This window comes from Moorena sp. SIO3A2, from assembly GCF_010672265.1.
Lineage (GTDB): Bacteria > Cyanobacteriota > Cyanobacteriia > Cyanobacteriales > Coleofasciculaceae > Moorena > Moorena producens.
In genome coordinates this window covers 383,875-403,430 of record NZ_JAAHHC010000015.1, presented here as the reverse complement: position 1 = coordinate 403,430, position 19,556 = coordinate 383,875, and the positions used below count along the sequence as shown (strand labels likewise).

The 19,556-nt window shown below is 43.6% G+C and carries 13 protein-coding genes; 8 read left to right on the top strand and 5 right to left on the bottom strand.

The window, feature by feature from the left end; all coding sequences use genetic code 11:
- Positions 1 to 261 precede the first annotated feature (261 nt).
- On the top strand, positions 262 to 1,239 hold the full coding sequence (locus F6K64_RS19220; RefSeq protein WP_008189843.1) for a class II glutamine amidotransferase: 978 nt from the start codon (positions 262 to 264) through the stop codon (positions 1,237 to 1,239).
- A 257-nt stretch (positions 1,240 to 1,496) separates the two neighbouring features.
- Positions 1,497 to 1,940: a DoxX family protein gene (locus tag F6K64_RS19215; RefSeq protein ID WP_008189841.1), complete on the top strand. Its 444-nt coding sequence runs from the start codon at positions 1,497 to 1,499 to the stop codon at positions 1,938 to 1,940.
- A gap of 261 nt (positions 1,941 to 2,201) precedes the next feature.
- Here F6K64_RS19215 and F6K64_RS19210 read toward each other — a convergent pair whose 3' ends face one another.
- Entirely contained in the window at positions 2,202 to 3,710 is a 1,509-nt protein-coding gene (locus tag F6K64_RS19210) for a tetratricopeptide repeat protein (RefSeq protein WP_161603203.1), read from the bottom strand.
- A gap of 92 nt (positions 3,711 to 3,802) precedes the next feature.
- On the bottom strand, positions 3,803 to 6,481 hold the full coding sequence (topA, locus tag F6K64_RS19205; protein WP_287250987.1) for a type I DNA topoisomerase: 2,679 nt from the start codon (positions 6,479 to 6,481) through the stop codon (positions 3,803 to 3,805).
- Between the two features lie 701 nt (positions 6,482 to 7,182).
- Here topA and F6K64_RS19200 point away from each other — a divergent pair.
- A complete protein-coding gene (locus tag F6K64_RS19200) occupies positions 7,183 to 8,748 on the top strand; it encodes an NAD(P)H-quinone oxidoreductase subunit N (protein WP_008189835.1) in 1,566 nt (521 codons plus the stop codon).
- Positions 8,749 to 8,998: 250 nt separating this feature from the next.
- Here F6K64_RS19200 and F6K64_RS19195 read toward each other — a convergent pair whose 3' ends face one another.
- The gene (locus F6K64_RS19195; RefSeq protein WP_052308484.1) at positions 8,999 to 10,096 is read right to left on the bottom strand and encodes a sulfotransferase family protein; all 1,098 of its coding nucleotides are present in this window, start codon (positions 10,094 to 10,096) and stop codon (positions 8,999 to 9,001) included.
- Positions 10,097 to 11,795: 1,699 nt separating this feature from the next.
- Between F6K64_RS19195 and F6K64_RS19185 the strand changes: the two genes are divergently transcribed.
- Together F6K64_RS19185 and F6K64_RS19180 are read left to right on the top strand one after the other, a co-directional pair.
- A complete protein-coding gene (locus tag F6K64_RS19185) occupies positions 11,796 to 11,999 on the top strand; it encodes a hypothetical protein (RefSeq protein ID WP_071102587.1) in 204 nt (67 codons plus the stop codon).
- 228 nt (positions 12,000 to 12,227) lie between these two features.
- Positions 12,228 to 12,677, top strand: coding sequence for a MerR family transcriptional regulator (locus F6K64_RS19180; RefSeq protein WP_044495276.1), 450 nt, complete (start codon positions 12,228 to 12,230; stop codon positions 12,675 to 12,677).
- Positions 12,678 to 13,007: 330 nt separating this feature from the next.
- Here the strand turns inward: F6K64_RS19180 and F6K64_RS19175 are convergent, their stop codons facing one another.
- Both F6K64_RS19175 and F6K64_RS19170 read right to left on the bottom strand, forming a co-directional pair.
- The gene (locus tag F6K64_RS19175) at positions 13,008 to 14,948 is read right to left on the bottom strand and encodes a TonB family protein (RefSeq protein ID WP_044495274.1); all 1,941 of its coding nucleotides are present in this window, start codon (positions 14,946 to 14,948) and stop codon (positions 13,008 to 13,010) included.
- Between the two features lie 172 nt (positions 14,949 to 15,120).
- Positions 15,121 to 15,831, bottom strand: coding sequence for a precorrin-2 C(20)-methyltransferase (locus tag F6K64_RS19170; RefSeq protein ID WP_008189823.1), 711 nt, complete (start codon positions 15,829 to 15,831; stop codon positions 15,121 to 15,123).
- A gap of 40 nt (positions 15,832 to 15,871) precedes the next feature.
- Between F6K64_RS19170 and F6K64_RS19165 the strand changes: the two genes are divergently transcribed.
- The 3 genes from F6K64_RS19165 (at position 15,872) to F6K64_RS19155 (ending at position 19,555) form a co-directional block, all read left to right on the top strand.
- Positions 15,872 to 16,576 carry an esterase/lipase family protein gene (locus F6K64_RS19165; protein ID WP_008189821.1) on the top strand — a complete coding sequence of 235 codons (705 nt, stop codon included), beginning with the start codon at positions 15,872 to 15,874 and terminating at the stop codon, positions 16,574 to 16,576.
- Positions 16,577 to 16,931: 355 nt separating this feature from the next.
- On the top strand, positions 16,932 to 18,131 hold the full coding sequence (locus F6K64_RS19160; RefSeq protein ID WP_287266019.1) for a hypothetical protein: 1,200 nt from the start codon (positions 16,932 to 16,934) through the stop codon (positions 18,129 to 18,131).
- A gap of 221 nt (positions 18,132 to 18,352) precedes the next feature.
- Positions 18,353 to 19,555: an RNA-guided endonuclease InsQ/TnpB family protein gene (locus tag F6K64_RS19155; RefSeq protein ID WP_287256359.1), complete on the top strand. Its 1,203-nt coding sequence runs from the start codon at positions 18,353 to 18,355 to the stop codon at positions 19,553 to 19,555.
- Position 19,556 lies beyond the last annotated feature (1 nt).

Here is a 19,556-nt window from a genome sequence, read left to right as displayed (position 1 = left end):
TGATAGCTGATAGCTGATAGCTGATAGCTGATAGCTGATAGCTGATAGCTGATAGCTGATAGCTGATAGCTGATAGCTGATAGCTGATAGCTGATAGCTGATAGCTGATAGCTGATAGCTGATAGCTTACCTACTCACTGTCCATCATAGGATTCATCACAATGGTGCGAGATATCACTACAACATTGCTCACCACCAAGTGTCACCTATAAGATATACTTTCCCTGAACTCTACAAATAATGACATCAAGGATAGTATCTATGTGCAGAGTACTGGGCTATATTGGAGAACCTTTAGCAATTTCCAAGTTAATCCTCGAACCTGATAATTCTTTGGTTAATCAAAGTTACGATTCAGATTACCATCATATGGTACAGTTAGCAGGGTTTGGACTTGCTACTTGGAAAAAAGACACTCTCAGCGCCAATTATCCTTTCATCTATAAAGGAACTAAACCACCTTTTTATGACAGAAATTTACAGTCTTTGTGTGAGAGTCATGAGACTAATTTACTTTTATCCCACATCCGAGCAGCATACTACACTTATGAAGCGGTTGTCCATGAGCATAATTGCCACCCGTTTATTTTTCCAGGATTCCGTTTAGCTTTAGCACACAATGGCTGGATATACGGGTTTCAAGAGATTCGCTTCCCTTTATTAAATAAGTGCAGACCAGAAATTATCCAGAATCTAGAGGGAAGTACCGATACTGAGGTAATCTATGCTCTAATTATGTCACAGGTCGATGATCCGACCAAGGATTTGTCTGTTGATGAAATTCTAGATGCTATCAACAAGACAGTTAAAATTATTCTTGATGTTCAAACTGAGTACAATTGTGAAGGAATCAGTGTTCTAAAATTGTTCCTGGCAGATAGTAATGATTTATTAGTTGCCAATCTCGGGATTGGCTATAACCGACAGCTAGATGTACCAGGTGACTGGCAAAAATTAACAAATGAAGAATTACAAGAGCTGAAAAGCGATAGAGAAAAAGATGCATTGTACCTCCTCAAGAGTCCTGTTTGGTCATTGAAGGGCAAAAATTTTGGAGATTATGATGGTTTTAAGATGCAATCTGCAGCAGATGAAGATGTACGCTCTGTTATTATTTCTTCCGAACCACTGACTGAAGATGTGACTGGTTGGTCAATGGTTCCTTTTCAACATATTTGTTTTTTCGATAACAATAATGGTAATCCAAGAGTTGAGACTAAACCATTTCCCTTCAACTAATTTTTATCCAGTCGCTGATTTCTAACTGGTAATCGAGTAGCTAGGTTGGGTTTAAGTGTTAGACCCAACCATCAATGCTATTGCAGTTATTAATTGGATGAGGTACTTACTTCTGGGTTGCGCGGGAGTAGGGAGTAGGGAGGAGGGCAGTCATAAAATCTGGTTATTTGTGGACTATACGGCGATTCAACTATAACATCCTTGATGCCATTTTCTATAATAAGGGGTTATAGCGCTTATCAAAAAACCTGGAAATTATGAAAAAATACATTCCACTCCTAGGGCGGATATTCCTTTGTGCTATTTTTCTTAAAGCTGGTATCGATAAACTATTTAACCCAACCTATACTCAACAATTGATGGAATCCAAAGGGGTTCCCGGTATACTGATTATTCCCACCATCATTATACTGTTGGCGGGTGGATTATCCGTATTACTAGGCTATAAAGCTCGTTGGGGAGCATTAGCGCTAATTGGATTTTTAATTCCCACCACCTTGATTTTTCACACAGATTTCTCTAATCAAATGCAAGAAATTCAATTTCTGAAAAATCTAGGACTAATCGGTGGATTATTGATGGTAGCAACCTTTGGACCAGGACCAGTTAGCTTTGATAACCGCAGTCTCTGGGATCGAATCCAGTTCGTCTTGCCATTAAAGTATGACTGGCGGAGAATCTTAGGTCGATTTCGGTTTTAGGGAGTCGGGAGTCGGGAGCGGTGCGACCCGTGGCGAATTTAATTCTTAATGCGGAAAGCGCACCGAGGGAATCGGGAAAGGGAGGGAAGTGTGGGAAGTTTGGGGAGATGGGTAGATGGGGAGTCAGATGAGGGAATTCATCAAGACCATGATAAAAAAAGTATTTAAAGATACCAAATTAATCCAAAACTACCTATTCCCTGTTCCCTGTTCCCTGTTCCCTCTTAAAAACTGGCAATTAGCAATCACCAATTACCATTTTCACCATTCCCTCAACTGTGTTACTAGCTTCTTAACCTTAGAACTGTTGAGGAATTGCAGAAATTCCTGGGTCAGCTGCTGCTCCTTTTGCCTAAACTCAAGAATACGGTCTTGCTGAATAGGAGTTCTTTCTGCTATCGGAATAGTAATCAGTTGATTGAGTTGTTTCCTCAGGGAAAGCTGCTGCTGCAAAATAGCCTCATAGCCTGCTTTGATTTGCTCCTCTTCAGGTAAGTATGGTATTTTTTCGTGAACCCTAGTTTGAGTCTTGTCTTGATTAGACAAATCGTCTTTTTGCTCTGGCACTGGGAAGAAATTTAGCACCAGTTGCGCCGACTGCACCCGTTTTTGTTGCTGCAGCAACTCAGATAAACTCAGGTAGGCATTATCCAAGTTGAGTTTATAGGACTGCTTTTGCTCCTGAGACAATTTCTCTTGAGACAGTTTAGTTACATCTTGCCCCAGGGACTGATATACATTGACTGCTTGCTTATGAAAAATAATGGCGAGTTCTGGCTGGTTTTGTGCCGCCAGGACAGCACCAATAGTCCTAAAGGTAAATGCTTCCCCAGCTAATGAACCCACTTCCCGATGAATCACTAGGGCTTGTTGGTGAGACTCTAATGCTTGTTGGTACTTTCCTAGGCGATGGTAAGCGATACCTAAATTATTCAGAAGCATTCCCTCTGAAATGCGATCGCTTACTTCTTTGGCAATAGTCAAGGCTTGCTGATAGGACAACTGTTCCTGTTCGTGCTTGCCTAGACGGTGGTAAACTAACCCTAGGCTATTGAGCAGTGTTCCTTCGTCTGCCTGTGACACTAGAGAATTGTTTTCCGATTTATCCAGTATTTCTCGATAGATATCGAGAGCTTGCTGGTAGGAATCCAGGGACTGGTGGTCTTGACCCAGCTTATAGTATATATTCCCCAAATTATGGAGAGTCCTGCCTTCGTAGCCACGATTGCTCACTTCTCGGTAGATGGCTAAGGCTTGTTGATAGAATTCTAGGGACTTTTGATCGTCCCCTAGGTTGGAATACGTTAACCCCAGATTATTAAGAGTACTCCCTTCCCCGGTGCGATCGCCTAATTCTCGATCAATTGCTAAGGATTGCTCAAAGAACGACCTGGCTAATTGATATTGACCAAGTTCATCATGAACCCACCCAATAAAATATAGCGCTACTCCTTCTTGATAGCGATCGCCAATGTTTCGTTTAAGTTCTAGGTACTTCTGGAAGCTCTCTAAAGCCTCTTGTAATTGACCTGTACTTAACTGTTGGCGACCTTTAACATAGAGCTGCTGGGGTGGAGTGACTTGGTCTTGGCTAGTTTGGTCAAGACTAGTTTGGTCAAGACTAGTTTGGTCAAGACTAGTTTGGTCTTGGCTAGTTTGGTCTTGAGCCAGAATAGGCGAAAGGGGGAATGTCAGAGAAATGAGTAAAGAGGCAGTGGTCAGCAGGAAGGATGAAGGAACATGAATAAAGGATAAGAGTTTTTGCTTCAATTCAAACTTCCTAGTTTCCACTTGACAATGGTGTTGTCACACCTTATTATATATATCCTGAGTTTAATCAGTTGGTCAGCAAGTACAATTACTTATTCACTCTCTAACTGAGCCTCTTGGTTATCATCTTTTGTTTTCTTAGTAGTCTTCTTGGTGGATTTCCCAGAGGTTTTATTTTTGGTGGAAGTCTTTGATTTACTGGACTTGCTACCAGATTTACCCGATGACGCCTTAGCTGCTATGAGTTCCAAGGCGGTTTCTAAGGTTAACTCCTCCATTGATGTTCCCTCTGGCAGAGAGGCATTAACTTTGCCATGGTTCACATATATGCCATAGGGACCCTGATAGATATTGACTGGCTCGCTATCTTTAGGATGAACCCCTAGTTCCCGTAAGGGTTTTTTAGTCTTGCTGCGAGAACCGCCCCTTGTCCTCTTAGGTTGTGCCAGCAGCTCTAATGCACGGTCTAGGGTAATTGTCAAGACGTTATCCTCAGCTTTTAGGGAGCGGTAATCTTTGCCCTCCTTCCCTTGGTCATGGACAACATAAGGACCAAAGCGTCCGATTGCGGTTTTGACCGGTTTGCCTGTTTCCGGATGAGGACCGAGAAGGCGGGGGAGTGCTAGGAGACCCACTGCCATTTCTAGGTGTACATCTTCCTTATTTACCCCCTTAGGCAAAGAGACACGTTTGGGTTTTTTCTTCTTATCCTCTGTTGCGTCACCTAGCTGTAGATAGGGACCATAATTTCCATTGAGGATATAAATTGCTTCACCCGTTTCTGGGTGTATTCCCAATTTCTCTGGCCCCTCCATTTTCTGCTGAATCAGTACCTGAACCTGCTCAATGTTTAGTTCAGCTGGGGTGAGGTCTTGGGGAATCGAAGCAGTAAGTACACCATTGCCATTGTTCACCTCGACATAGGGACCAAATTTGCCGATCCGGACTCTAGCATCGAGGTCTTCGAGTTCAACAGTACGGGCAACAATGGGGTCAATCTCATTAATCCGTTCCTTGACTTGGTTATCGAGACCCTTTTCTCCCAAATAAAAGTTCTGCAGGTAAGGAAGCCATGGCGCTGCTCCATTGGCAATGTCATCTAAGGTGCGCTCCATTTTGGCCGTGAAGCTCGTGTCCACCAAGTCGGGAAAGTTTTGTTCGAGCAAATTAGTAACTGCAAACGCCGTAAACGTTGGAGCAAGGGCATTTTTCAGTTTCTGAGCATAGCCTCGGTCAATGATAGTACCAATAATACTAGCGTAGGTACTGGGACGACCAATCCCCTCTTGTTCCAAGGTTTTGACCAAGGTCGCTTCCGTGTAACGGGCTGGGGGTTGGGTTTCGTGACCGATAGCTTCTAGTTCTCTACAGTTAGGATGATCTCCCACTTTCAAAGCTGGCAGAATCACTTCCTGGTTTTCTAGAGCAGCGTTGGGGTCATCAGACCCTTCCACATAAGCCCTTAGATAACCTGGGAAGTCAATGCGCTTACCGGTAGCCCGAAATCCGGCATTTTCCACTTGCAAATCAACCACAATTTGAGTTTGTCGAGCATCCGCCATTTGACAAGCAACGGTACGCTTCCAAATCAGGTCATAGACTTTAAATTCGCGATCGCTTAATCCCGTTTCTTGAGAAGTTTTGAATGTACTCCCTGCTGGACGAATGGCTTCGTGAGCTTCTTGAGCTCCTTTGCTCTTAGTGGTATACTTTCTCGGTTTGGGGCTAAGGTACTCTACCCCGTATTTTTGTTCAACGCAGCTACGGGCTGCTGTGATCGCTTGTTCAGACAAATGTACTGAGTCTGTACGCATATAGGTAATGAAACCCTTTTCATACAGACTCTGGGCAGTCCGCATCGTATCACGAGCCGATAGTCCCAGTTTCCGGTTGGCCTCCTGTTGCAGGGTCGAGGTAGTAAAGGGGGGTGAGGGTTTCCGAGTAACAGGTCGTTCTTGTAAATTAGTAACCGTCCAGACTTGATCATACAGGTTGTCTTTGAGTGCTTTAGCCTCCACTTCACTCAACAATTTGACCTGCCTACCTTCGATAATGTCACCTGTATTGGCATCGAAATCACTACCGGTAGCAATTTTCACCATGTCCAGGGTTACTAGCTTAGCATCAAAGGAACTTCCTGCTTCTAGAATCCCTTTCAAATCCCAATAGGTGCCCTTGCGGAAGGCACGGCGTCGGCGTTCTCGATTCACCAACAGCCGCACTGCTACAGACTGTACCCGACCAGCTGATAAGCCCCAAGCCACTTTTTTCCACAGCAGCGGTGAGAGGGTGTAGCCCACGAGTCGGTCAAGAATCCGCCTTGTTTCCTGAGCTCTTACCACCTGATCATCGATCTCACGGCAGTTTTGTAGGGCATTTTGAATAGCATCCTTAGTGATTTCGTGAAATACCATCCGCTTAGTTGGCACTTTCGGATTTAAGATTTGTAACAAATGCCAACTAATACTCTCCCCTTCTCGGTCTTCATCCGTAGCCAAAATCAGTTCATCAGAATCCTTCAGAGCTGCTTTGAGCTGTTGGACAACCTGTTTCTTGTCTTTAGGCACCAGGTAAAGCGGTTCAAAGTCAGCTTCCACATTTACCCCAAACTTAGCCCACTTTTCCCCCTTGTATTTTTCGGGGATTTCACTAGCTGATTGAGGTAAATCACGGACATGACCCATGGAGGCTTCGACCTGGTAACCAGGAGGTAAGTAGTTCCGAATGGTGCGAGCTTTAGTAGGAGATTCGACAATTACAAGGGTTGTCATCGGAGTTTCAACAATAGCGGCGGTGTTGAATAGTCTAATTTAAATACTATTTCTCAAAGGTCGAGGGAGTAAGCCAGTATACTTGCTCCCTACTGAGTCTGGGTATGGTTTTCCAGCATAGTTTTCCAGCATAGTTTTCCAACATTAAGTAGAACCCCCTGATGGCAGTATAAGCTTGCCTCTTAATTTCTACAGTACGCTACTTGTGTTGCAGGCTAACACGAACAAGGAGCAACTGTGTGGGAAAGGAAGTCAGGCAACTCGACCATAGGTACGGGGATTTGAGGGCTACTTATACTTATATATATATATGCGCTTCAGCAGTACTCCCTACTTTTTCGGATTGTGCCAGAAATAATCTTTACCTAGAGGTAAACCACGAATAGCTCATGTAGTATTCGCCATCCAATAGAGCACCGTTAACACCGTAAGTACACCCCTATCCCAATTCCTCTCACTGCTGCTCAAAGATTTGTAAACAATTCGTTCGTTGCCTTCAAAGGTAACATTGATCCGGTGTACGACATAGCTAGTCTCACCTTACCGTGGCACAGAGGGCAGTGAAAGGGCATAAATACGGAATTGTACTTTGTCCAATCTCCAAGGCATACAAGCCATTTTCCCAACTAGCTACAATCACCGATATGATAAGAAAGTTAATCTGGATACTCAAATAACCATAGATCATATCATTAAAGCCTATGGATTTTGCCAATCTTGCCGCCCAGTTGAATGCTGGGGTAATTTTGCCAGAGGGAATTGTAGTTATTACCCTCTTGCTAGTGTTAATCATTGACCTGATTGCTGGGAAAAAGTCGGCTCAAACTATTTCCTATGTAGCCATTGGGGGTCTACTTGCTGCCATAGTTGCCCTGTATTTCCAATGGGATGCTGCAAATCCCATTGCCTTCTTTGGGGAATTTAATGGTGACACCCTGAGTGTGGCATTTCGTGGCATCATTGCCCTATCGACTGTGTCAACGATTTTGATGTCAATTCGTTATGTGCAGCAGTCGGGTACATCCTTGGCAGAATTTATTGGCATTTTGCTCACGGCTACTTTAGGAGGGATGTTCCTGTCCGGGGCGACGGAGCTGGTTACGATTTTTATATCCCTCGAAACCCTCAGTATTTCCTCCTACCTGATGACGGGTTACATGAAGCGTGACCCCCGTTCCAATGAGGCCGCTTTGAAATATTTGCTGATTGGAGCAGCCAGTTCAGCCGTATTTTTGTATGGTGTCTCCCTATTATATGGGTTGTCTGGGGGACAAACGCAGTTGAGTGCGATCGCTCTTGGAGTTGCTGACCTAGAATCCGGTCAATCCCTAGGTCTTCTGATTGCGTTGGTGTTTGCGATCGCTGGTATTGCTTTTAAAATCTCAGCAGTTCCTTTCCACCAATGGACTCCTGATGTTTACGAGGGTTCTCCCACCCCAGTGGTAGCGTTTCTCTCAGTTGGTTCTAAAGCCGCTGGCTTTGCTCTAGCAATTCGTCTACTGATCACTGCTTTCCCATTGTTAAGCGATCAGTGGCATTTTGTGTTCACTGCTTTGACTATCCTAAGTATGATTTTGGGTAACGTGGTTGCCCTAACTCAATCCAGCATGAAACGGATGCTAGCCTATTCCTCTATTGGTCAGGCTGGGTTTGTGATGATTGGTCTAATTGCTGGGACCCAAGCCGGTTACGCTAGCATGATTTTCTACATGCTGGTTTACTTGTTTATGAACTTAGGGGCTTTCGCTTGTGTCATTCTGTTTACCCTACGCACTGGTACCGACCAAATTAGTGAGTATGCTGGTCTTTATCACAAGGATCCACTGCTGACTTTGGTTTTAAGTGTTTGTTTGCTATCTTTAGGTGGTATTCCACCCTTTGCTGGATTCTTTGGTAAAATCTATTTATTCTGGGCTGGTTGGCAAGCAGGATTGTATACTTTAGTCTTACTAGGCTTGTTAACTAGTGTGGTTTCGATTTACTACTACATCCGTGTGGTCAAGATGATGGTAGTGAAGGAACCTCAAGAGATGTCGGATGTGGTCAAGAATTATCCCGAAATTCGCTGGAGTTTACCCGGTATGCGTCCGTTACAGGTCGGTTTAGTGATGTCGTTAATTGCGACCTCTCTGGCAGGCATTTTGTCCAATCCGCTGTTTTCTTTGGCCAATGATTCTGTTGTTAATACCCCCATACTGCAACAGGCCGTGATTAGTGCTGAGCTGTCTCAAGGGCATCAGGTTTCATTCATGAGTGCTGATAATTGAGGCCCTCAGAGCCATATACCCCAAGGGGTGCATCTCATATTTGTAAAAAAGAAGGGAAGTGTGGGGAGTGTGGGAAGTGTGGGAAGTGTGGGAAGTGTGGGAATTTTCGCCCGAATTTTTTCCTAATTGCATGGATTGAGATGCACCCGACCCCAAGCGCCCCTTCCTTTAGGATAGGGCGCGAACAAGAGATTTTAGCTTGAGTGAGTTAGCCTGACTTTACGGTCAGGCTTTTCTACTCATTGGAACCTCATTGGATCGAGTTTTGGGATAAATTTCTGGTCATGGATAATTGCAATGTCTTGAGAGTTACTAAAGCTTCACGGATTTTCCCTATCACTGGTTGAAGATTAGCTTTAGACAGTCTCCAATAGATGTACTGAGAATAATCTGCGTAGAACTTGAGTAACCTGTCAAATTGCCACGTTTTAGGAATACAGTCATAGCCTAGATGGAGCATGGTTTTATAATTCAGAATCTCTAAGACTGCTAGTTCTGAATCGCTAAGTTCGTGTTTCCAAGCCTCAATGCGATCGCTACTAACGGGTTTAAAGGTCTTGGCGTGCCATCCTAGCTCACGGGTCGGTACCAATTTTTTTTGAGCATTTTTTTTGTTAAACTCCAGCATTGATTGGCTAAAGGATACCCCGAGCCAATTACAAATTCCCTGGAGTTCTTCTTCTGGATTTGTCACTAAGTCTTCGTAGAAGAGGATATGAAACCGCTCGTCATTTTGATAGTGTTTAATGACCTGGAATAAATTTTGCCATTGTTTGGTTGTCGCTACCACATTGGCGATACAGGAGCCCTTCCAAGTTTTGGCAAATTTTTGCTCATTTCTTTTTAGGGAAGCATAGATTGCTCTGAGGTCTCGGATAATTAGAATTAATCTGGCATTAGGGAAATACTTGAGAATGGTCTTAATATTATAGATATTACAAGGATTTTTATCTCCCCAACAACCTGCTTGACCATCAAACTGCTGTATATAGGTTTGATAAACTGTGGCGACTGCTGTTGAATAATTCAGTGGTTTCTGAGCTGTCAAATTTTCTCGCAACTGCTGTCGGTCAATGTTCCACTCCCGAAACCTTGGATCACCGTAGATATCTGTCAAGAAGTTATCGATTTGATTGCTTAAGTCTTTCGATGAACCGTATTTTGGATCCAGATTAACAAAAAACCGACTTTCAGGAGGAATACAAAAATGAGGATGAGCGGTCAGCATTAACCGCAAAAGCGTTGTTCCAGAACGTCCCATCCCAAAAATAAAAAGTGGCTGATTTTGTTGAGACAAAGATTCCATAATGTGTCGATGACGGTAGAGTTTATTTTTGAACTTGAGCAATATAGCACCTTGACTTGTCTCAGCTTGCTTAGCTGATCTGTCCTATCACGTTAATTTGAACACTTATACTAGGCTTGATTAGCTTGAGTTAATTGAAAATTGTTAATTGGCAATTTTCAATTTTTATTTTCAATTAATGAACACCCAATACTGATAAGTAGTCAACCGAACTCACTATCAGCTTTTGACTATCTAATTCCCACTCTAATAGATAGCCCTAGTATAGTAACTGTGGGTCAAAAAGGGATTACAGCAGCTGATTTAGGATACAGTATGCACCAGGACTGCAGGATTTTTAGTTTATTTGCCAAACCTTTAGGATTTCTCTGTGTCGTTGAATCTTTTTAAAATGCTACCCTGTCTTGATGCAATAGCGAGTGGTTTTGGCGCTGCGTGGGTCACCTGCGTCCGCACCTTGAAAGCCCCATGGGAACCCCCAAGAGCGCGCTCCATCACGCTTTTATTGAAATTATTCAGAATTGCTGAAAGCACGGAATTCAAAACCATGATTTATCCAGGGATAGCCAACTCGTCTTCCTGTGCGATTTCAGAACTATCAAGAAACTATAACTTATGACTTAGGAATTCATCAGTCGGAACTGATCAGGTAATTAACCAGCCTGGAATCACAATTCTGAAGTCGTTTGACAGCCTAATTGCTCCCTGATGATGACGAGATACACCAAATCTTTTTTCCTCTTAACAGTATATTTACTAATTTTTTACATTGTCAAGCCAAAGTCTGATAGATCAGCCTTAAGACGTAAATTTGGTGAAAATCACCTCAAAATTCCTCAAAATTTCTGAAAATTTGATAAAAATAATATATAATTAATTGGTTTAATTAATATTATTTCAATATAGAAAAATTCATCTACATAACTTAAATATTATAACCCTCAAATAACTTAATTCAATAGCAAGGCAAAAGGCTGAGTGGTCAGTGCGTCAGTACGTCAGTAGGTCAGTGGTAAAATGACTAAATTCATTCATAGTGATGATGACTACGGCGGTTTGCAATTCAGTCAGGTACAAATTCTTGGGTTTTAGGGAGCAGGGACTTCGGAGCAGGGAACAGGGAACAGGGAAAAAGTAAAAAATAGGGGCGTCACCTTATTAATATGAGTAAAATGATCATATATAGCGCTACGCGCAAGTCAGCAAGGTTCTTGCGTCAGAAGTCAAAGGTGCGCTTTCCGTTCTCCGTAGGAGACGCGGGGCGCGTTCGGCGAATTAAATTCGCCACGGGTCGCACCTAAAAGTAAGCTTAGACTTACGTTTCGGAGTTTAGGAATGTCAAACCTCTTAATGCGTAGTGCTATAACTTATCACTTTCCGATCCAGCAAAATACTTCACTGGGTTAGTAGCTAAACCCGTAAGCATTCAGCCGTCAGCCGTCAGTGGTCAGCCGTTAGTGGTCAGCCGTTAGTGGTCAGCTTATTGTATTCAAAAGCTGTTCGTAAAGTAGCGTGCCCATAGCGCTAATCGCTGATAGCTGATAGCTGATAGCTGATAGCTGATAGCTGATAGCTGATAGCTGATAGCTGATAGCTGATAGCTGAATGCTGATAGCTGATAGCTGATAGCTGATAGCTGATAGCTGATAGCTGATAGCTGATAGCTGAATGCTGATAGCTGAATGCTGAATGCTTACCTTAGATGATTTACTGGTATCGAATTCTAAATCATCGTAAATTTATGTCAGAACCTACCCCCAAGCCAGACACCTCTCAAATTAACGAGTGGCGCAGAAAAATTGAAATCGCTAACCACAACAACATTTTTTGCCACTGTCGGACTTGTGGCTATCAATGGGTAGATTCCTCTGTTGATAAAACTTGTCGCCAGTGTAGTAGTAATGATGTAGAACGTATCTCTTGCTGGCAGTTTCCCGATGACTGAGTCAGCAGAATGGGTGTTTGGAAGGCACAGGGTATGCGATCGCATTTGGCCAAAAGGCCACGCTGCGCGAACGCTATATCAAACTTGCCTCAACTCCGACCGATAGAACACTTCAGCTTAATTTACAAAATTTTCTATAACCTTCTCTTTTCCTTAATCAGGGGTTGTCTTAATGCTTGCTTTTGCTTTATAATACAACTATCGGAATAGTTAGTGGAAAAGAAACTTATGAACAAGTGCGTTTGTACTACCGAAGCAGCATCTCTCCTAGGAATCTCTTCGAGACGATTGCGACAACTCCTAGAGAAGGGTCGCGTCCGGGGTGCTTATAAAAGTGGGAAATTCTGGATTATTCCTCTGTTCAACAATATGCCTCAAATCATTAAAGGCACTAGAGGACCAAAAGGAAAATGGCGTACCAGTCGTCCTCCGGCTCTAGCCAAGATTAATGTCAACCGCAATCACATTGGCTCGAATATCCACAAACGCCCGGAAGAGCGCAAGCCAGTGATTTCAGTAAAACGAAGTGGCAACAATTTATATGGCAACCAGGTAGAAATCCTCGGTCCATGTCGAATTACCTATCAGCCGGATAACCCACTGCCTTGTGGCGCTCGTCTATGGATTGAAACCTTTAGTGATGTCCACTTCATCGGTGTCTGTCAGAATGCAGAATGAAGAATGTAGAATGCAGAATGAAGAATGCAGAATGGTGAATGCAGAATGCAGAATGCAGAATGCAGAATGCAGAATGCAGAATGCAGAATGTAGAATGAAGAATGCAGAATGTAGAATGTAGAATGCAGAATGAAGAATGCAGAATGCAGAATGTAGAATGCAGAATGTAGAATGTAGAATGTAGAATGCAGAATGTAAAATTCCAAATTCTAAATTCTTAATTCTTAATTCTTAATTCTTAATTCTAAATTCTTAATTCTTAATTCTAAATTCTAGAATAATGTTAATGCTCCATTGACCAACAACCAAGGGTTTCACTAACAGAACGTCTTATTTACATGACCTGGACGATGGTGTTGTAAAGGAGTCTATTCTGTTGCGCCTGCGAGCTGATCTAGATTTGAACTTGCACGCTTTATCCTCTTGTGAGTTTTGCTCTTCAGTGGCTGCTGCTGGAACGGATTCTTTCCCTGAGTTTTCATTAGTAGCTTGAGCTGGCTTCACTGGCACAGCTGTAGTGTTGGTAGTATTTTCCTGAGCAGTATTTTCCTGACTAGGAGTATTGTCCCGCACTGGTACTAACACCCTCCTGGGTTTAGGAGTATTTTCCTGACTAGGAGTATTTTGCTGTACAGGCACTGCTCTAGGTTTAGGAGTATTTTCCTGAGTAGAGGTATTGTCCCGTACTGGTACTGACACTCTTCTGGGTTTAGGAGTATTTTCCTGAGTAGAGGTATTGTCCCGCACTGGTACTGACACTCTCCTGGGTTTAGGAGTATTTTCCTGAGTAGAGGTATTGTCCCGCACTGGTACTGAAACTCTCCTGGGTTTAGGAGTCGAGTCTTGACTAGAGGTATTGTCCCGCACTGGCACTGATATTGTTCTGGGTTTAGTGCTCGAATTTTCCCTAGCAGTATTTGTAGCAGTATTCGGTTTTACTGGAACTGATACTGTCCTATTGTTATCGGTATTGTTATCGGTAGAGTTATTATTAGCAGAGTTATTGCTAGGGGTTTCTGGCTTAGGAACTACTATTACTGGATTGTTGACAGCAGCGTTTTCCCCACTAACAGTATTTGGCTTTGCTGGAACTGGCTGGTTAGCAGTTTCTTGGAAAACCGATAGACTAGGACAGTTGCCTTGATCATAGTCAAAGGCTACCTTGACCTGGTAGGGTTTTGTTGCACCAGTTTTGTTGTTAAACTTTCGGAACTGAATATCTTCCAGTGCCTGCTGATTTAAAATGCCGTACCCTGCACTCTGAATCAGCTGTGCATTAGTCACTTCACCATTAGCACCTACTAAAATTCCGAAGACTGTTGTGCCTTCTAGTTTCTTAATACAAGCGTCTTTGGGATAAGTACCACTCACTGTAATTGCTGCTGGTATGACTTCCTTTTTGGGTAAGGTATCCTTTACCAAAGCCATCCATTCTACCAGGTTTTTCCTAGCTTCCTCATCACTGGTATTGCTTACATCTTTTTTCAGTTGCTTCCGCCGCATCCGCACTTGAGCTACTAAATTGTTCTGACGTTGTCGTGCGATCGCAACAGCACTAGGGGGTGCTGGTTTAGTAGGCTCAGAAGGAGGAGGGGTGATCGAAAATTGTGGTGGCGGAGGAGGTGGAGTAACGGATACTGGTGGCTGTTGGTTAGGAAACTCTGATCGGTCAGGAATCTGGTTGGTAGAATTCCCAAATACTGGCAAGGAACCTGTCTGGAAGGAACCTGGATTCAAAGACTCTGTATCGAATGTGAAGTTAGGTCGCGGTGGTGGGGCTGGTAGTGGTGTCCTGGGTTTTGGTGGTAGCTGCTGGATCGGGAAAGACCCTCTGGTGATAATCGGTCTTTTGCGGTTTAGCAGTGGTAAAGGATACTTACCAATTGAGGGTAAGGGTTTTATCGGTAGGGATCTCAGAGGTGGGGATTTGGGAATTTTCAGGGGCTTTAGAGCAGGTATTGAAGGTAGCGGTGGTGGAGGGGGTGGGAAAGGATTAAATAACGAAGGGATGGAGGGCTTGGTCGGAGTTTTGGCATTCGGTAGAGCTGGCAGGGTCAGTGGTGGTGCAGCAGACTTGGGAACACGGCTCAGTTGTTGAGGGCTTAACTCCAACACTTGCACCATTGAGTCTTCCTTAGGCTTTTGATTCTTCAACAAATCACCTAAGATCGGTACGATTAGCATATGAACCCCCAGAGAGGCGGTAACAGAAATCACTAGGGGGTGACTCAGCATTTCTGGGATGTTTTTAATTAAAGAAGCATCGGACATGGCAGTTATTGTTGACGTATTTCCATGGTTGCTAATAAGCTCTCGGCTGAGGAGATGCTTATTCAATTCAGTCTTGGCAAATAAGAGTGAGTGATCGTGCTCGGGCTAGCTATAACAACTATTTTGACAACTACATCGATGGCTGAAACATTGTTATCTCTTGGTTTGCTATCTATTGGTTCACCTTAACAATTAGCAGAGAAAAATAGGGTAATGCCAGATTAGGGCGATCGCATAAATTACGATAAATCACCTGCTCCGGTAGAGTTGCTCGTTCTACCACATAGGCATTTTCCAACAACTGATGTCGATGCAGCACTTGCCACACCTGCTGATAAACTGAACTGACTTTGAGCAGGACTACTACATCTGCCCAAGCCAAAACCTTTTCCAGTTCCTCCACATTATAGAGAGCTGGTAGCACCACCAGGCGCTGATCACGAATGGTCAAGGGTAATCCCAAAACAGATGCTGTAGCCATGGGGGAAGATACCCCTGGTACAGTTTGAATCAGGCTTTGAGGATGTAACTGCTGTAGCCTCTGTGCCAAATAGGTAAATGTGCTGTAAAAACTTACATCTCCTTCGCACACAAATGCTACGTCTTGCCCTAATCCTAGATAATTCCAGACTTGCTCAGCAGCAAGTTGCCATGCTTGGGTCAAGATAGCGGTATCCTGCACATATGGAAATGTCAAGGGTAACTGCACCTGATGATTCTCCAACCATTGAGCGACAATCTGTTGAGCCATTCCTGGTTTTCCACGGACTCCAGTAGGAAAGGCTACTACTGGTGCCTGTTTCAATATACGTAGTGCTTTGAGGGTGATCAGGTCAGGATCCCCAGGTCCGACACTTATACCATAAAGTGTACCTAGTTTCACAAAAGTTTAAAATTATCTATAAAATTTAAAATTACCACCGATGCCATTACCAACTGTTATTTTACCGGGCTATTTTGCTAGCGCTAGTGAATACCGTGATTTAGAACAATCACTACAACAGCTAGGGATTGCCGCAACTACTGTACCAATACGCCAACAGGATTGGTTTCCTACCCTCGGTGGTCGCTCTGTGGTGCCAATTTTGCGAAAAATCGACCAAGCTGTTAAACAGCAGTTGGAGAAGCATAACACGTCACAGATTAATTTAATCGGTCACTCTGCTGGTGGCTGGATTGCCAGGATATATCTAGGAGAAAAGCCTTACACTATTCATGGAGATGTTAGTGATGACTCGGTAGGGTTATGGAATGCTCATTCCTATATCTCTACCTTGGTGACTCTTGGTACACCTCATATGAGTCAGGAACGTTGGACTAAACGCAATCTTGATTTTGTGAATGATAACTATCCAGGGGCGTTTCACCAAGATGTCAATTATATTTGTGTCGCTGGTAAGGCAATTTATGGTAAGCGACGTTTAGGCAGCTGGTTGGCTTACAACAGTTACAAGCTCACGTGTGGAGAAGGGAATTGCTGGGGAGATGGGATTACTCCGATTCCTGCTGCTCATTTGGCTGGAGCGACTAATATTACTATTGATGAAGTGCTACATTCTCCTAGGAGGAAGGGGATTTGGTATGGTTCACCTGAGGTCAGGGAGGCTTGGGTGAAGTGTTTAGGTTGAAGGTTTATCAGGTTTATTAGGTTGAAGGTTTATTTGGTTGAAGGTTGAAGGTTTATTAGGTTGAAGGTTATTTGGTTGAAGGGGTAGGGTGCGTTAGGGGCGGGCGAGCCATGATTTTTCGCCTCTTCGCCCCTGGTTGAAACAGCCCGCACCGTAACGCACCATCAGAAGGTTGAAGGTTGAAGGTGTAGGGTGCGTTAGGGGCGGGCGAGCCCTGATTTTTCGCCTCTTCGCCCCTGGTTGAAACAGCCCGCACCGTAACGCACCATCAGGTCAAACAGCTTTTAGGAGATGCACCCTATCCAGAACTTAGTGCGATCGCATAAGCGCGGAAGCTTCGCTTCCGGAGCATAGCGTGACCTACGGTCAATCGCCTAGCGTGGCCTACGGTCAATCGCCTTTTTGGGAACTCTATAACTGTAAGCCTATTTACGAAGTAGTCATGACCAAGCAACAGAGTGTATTGTTCACCCTAGCGGTCGCAGCAGCGGGAGCTAATCTATCCTCGACAATTGGCGGTGTGGGATTAGTCGGGGGGTTTGGTGGCGTGGGCATTGGTCCGACCACGATGACAGGTCTAGGAGCAATAACTGGGGTTGCTGCTTATGGCGCTGTTAGGGCGATACGGGAAGGGGATCTTATTGCCATTGGGGCAGTGGCACTGGGAGCGGTTACAGGGGCTGGTATCTCTGCCACAGTAGGTGGTATGGGATTGAGTTTTGGGGGGAAAACTATCGGGGTTAATATGTCTTCGATGGCTGCTGCTGGTGGAGTCGTTGGACTCGGTGTTTATGGCTTAGCAAAAATGTTCTCTGAGCATGAGAGCAAAGAACCTGTTACTGAAACTTTTGACCGAATGGAAGCAGCAATCTCTTACCAGGAAGCCTATAACCAGGCAATGATGGAGCTAGATCCAATCTTAGCTGACATAGCCTTGAAACAAAAGTTTAGTGATCTAGAAGTTGAGGACGAATTACAAGCGCTTAAAGCAAACCTTTTGGGGGAAAATCAGTCTAAACCAACAGAAAAAGTAAGCAATGCTGAGCTTTCATCGAAACAAAGGTTTAAGAATCTAGACGTTGATAAAGAATTACAAGCGGTTAAAGCCAAACTTAATAAGTTAATAACTGTTAAATCACATCAACATTGGAAATGTAATACTATTCTCAAAGGACATATAGCAAACGTTAATTCCGTTGCTCTCAGTCGTAATAGTGATATTATTGCCAGTGGTGGTGATGATAGAACTGTAAAACTATGGGATTTAACAACGGTAAAATGCATTTACACGTTCTTCGGACAAGGAGGAGAAGTTCAAGCAGTAAACATTAGCCCGAACGGACAGATGCTGATTGCTGGTGGCTTTGATAACGTGATTACCAGTTGGAAATTACGGACAAAAACGTTATCTGGCATCTTCAATAAACCAAATTCTCCTTTCAGTCATGGAGCCGTGGTTTCGGATCTTGCTTTTAGCCAAAATGGTAAAATCCTGATCAGTGCTAGTGGTGATGAGACCATCGCAGTTTGGGATAGCTTGACCGAAAAAATCTAAGGGCGCAAGCCCCTGAATTCTATTCATGGGGTTAGCCTTTTAAAGTTACCGTAAGAATAGTGGAGCCTTTATAGGCGACAGGCTATGCATAGAAAAGTTAAAACTTATTGATTAAGGCTCCACTATTCTAAGGTTTCGTCTTTTGAGGGAATTTATTCCCTGATCAATAGACATCGACTATAATAATAAGTAAATCCAACAAACTAAGGAGGTGATCAAAGGTGTTAGTAATGGAGTTCAAAGCTATTCTAAAAGAACCCCAAAAAGTGGCTATAAATGAAGCTATAAGGACAGCTAAGTTTGTCCGAAACAAAGTGCTGCGTTTTTGGATGGACAATCGCGGAATTTGCAAAAAAGAACTATACCGTTACAACACCCAGTTAAGGGACGAATTCAAGTTTGTCAAAGAGCTTAATAGTCACGCCTGTCAAGCATCGGTTGAAAACGTAGAGCGGGCTATCAAAAGATTTTTTGATAATTGTAAAAAAAAGGTTACCGGCAAGAAAGGCTATCCCAAATTCAAAAAGCATTCCCGGTCTGTTGAGTACAAGCAATCTGGGTGGAAGTTGTCGCCAGATAAAAAATCTATCAATTTCACAGACAAAAAAGGGATCGGTAAGGTCAAGCTTAAGGGCACCTGGGACTTATGGCGTTTCGACCAGAAGCTGATTAAACGGGTTCGCATTGTTCAGAGATCTGATGGTTATTATGTTCAGTTTTGTGTAAAACTAGATAACTCAGAGCAACTAGAGGCCACTGGCTTTACCGTCGGGTTAGATGTAGGGCTAAAAGAGTTTTATACCGACTCTGATGGATACTCTGAACCCAACCCTAGATTCTACAGAAAAGGCGAGAAGCGCTTAAAGTTTTATCAGCGTCGAGTTTCTCGGAAAAATAAAGGCTCAACTAACAGAAAGAAAGCGATTAATAAACTAGGTAGGACACACCTCAAAATAAGTAGACAACGTGAAGAACATGCCAAGAGACTGGCACGTTGCGTAATCCGGTCTAACGATCTGGTCGCCTATGAAGATTTGAGGATTAAAAATCTGGTTAAAAACCATTGTCTTGCCAAGTCTATTAACGACGCAGGTTGGTATCAGTTCCGGGAATGGCTGGAATATTTTGGTCAAAAGTTTGGGCGGATAACTGTTGCAGTAAATCCAGCTTATACAAGCCAGAATTGTTCTAACTGTGGTGAAGTGGTTAAGAAGTCGCTATCGACTAGAACCCATGTCTGCGAATGTGGATGTCAATTAGATCGAGACCACAACGCCGCCAGAAACATTTTAACTAGAGCCTTGAGTACCGTGGGGCACACGGGAACTTTAATCAACGCTTGGGGAGACCTGTCCTCTACTCTTCCTGGTTCCGACCTGGTTGAGCAAGACGGGTCTGTGAACCAAGAATCCCCCGGCTTCTAGC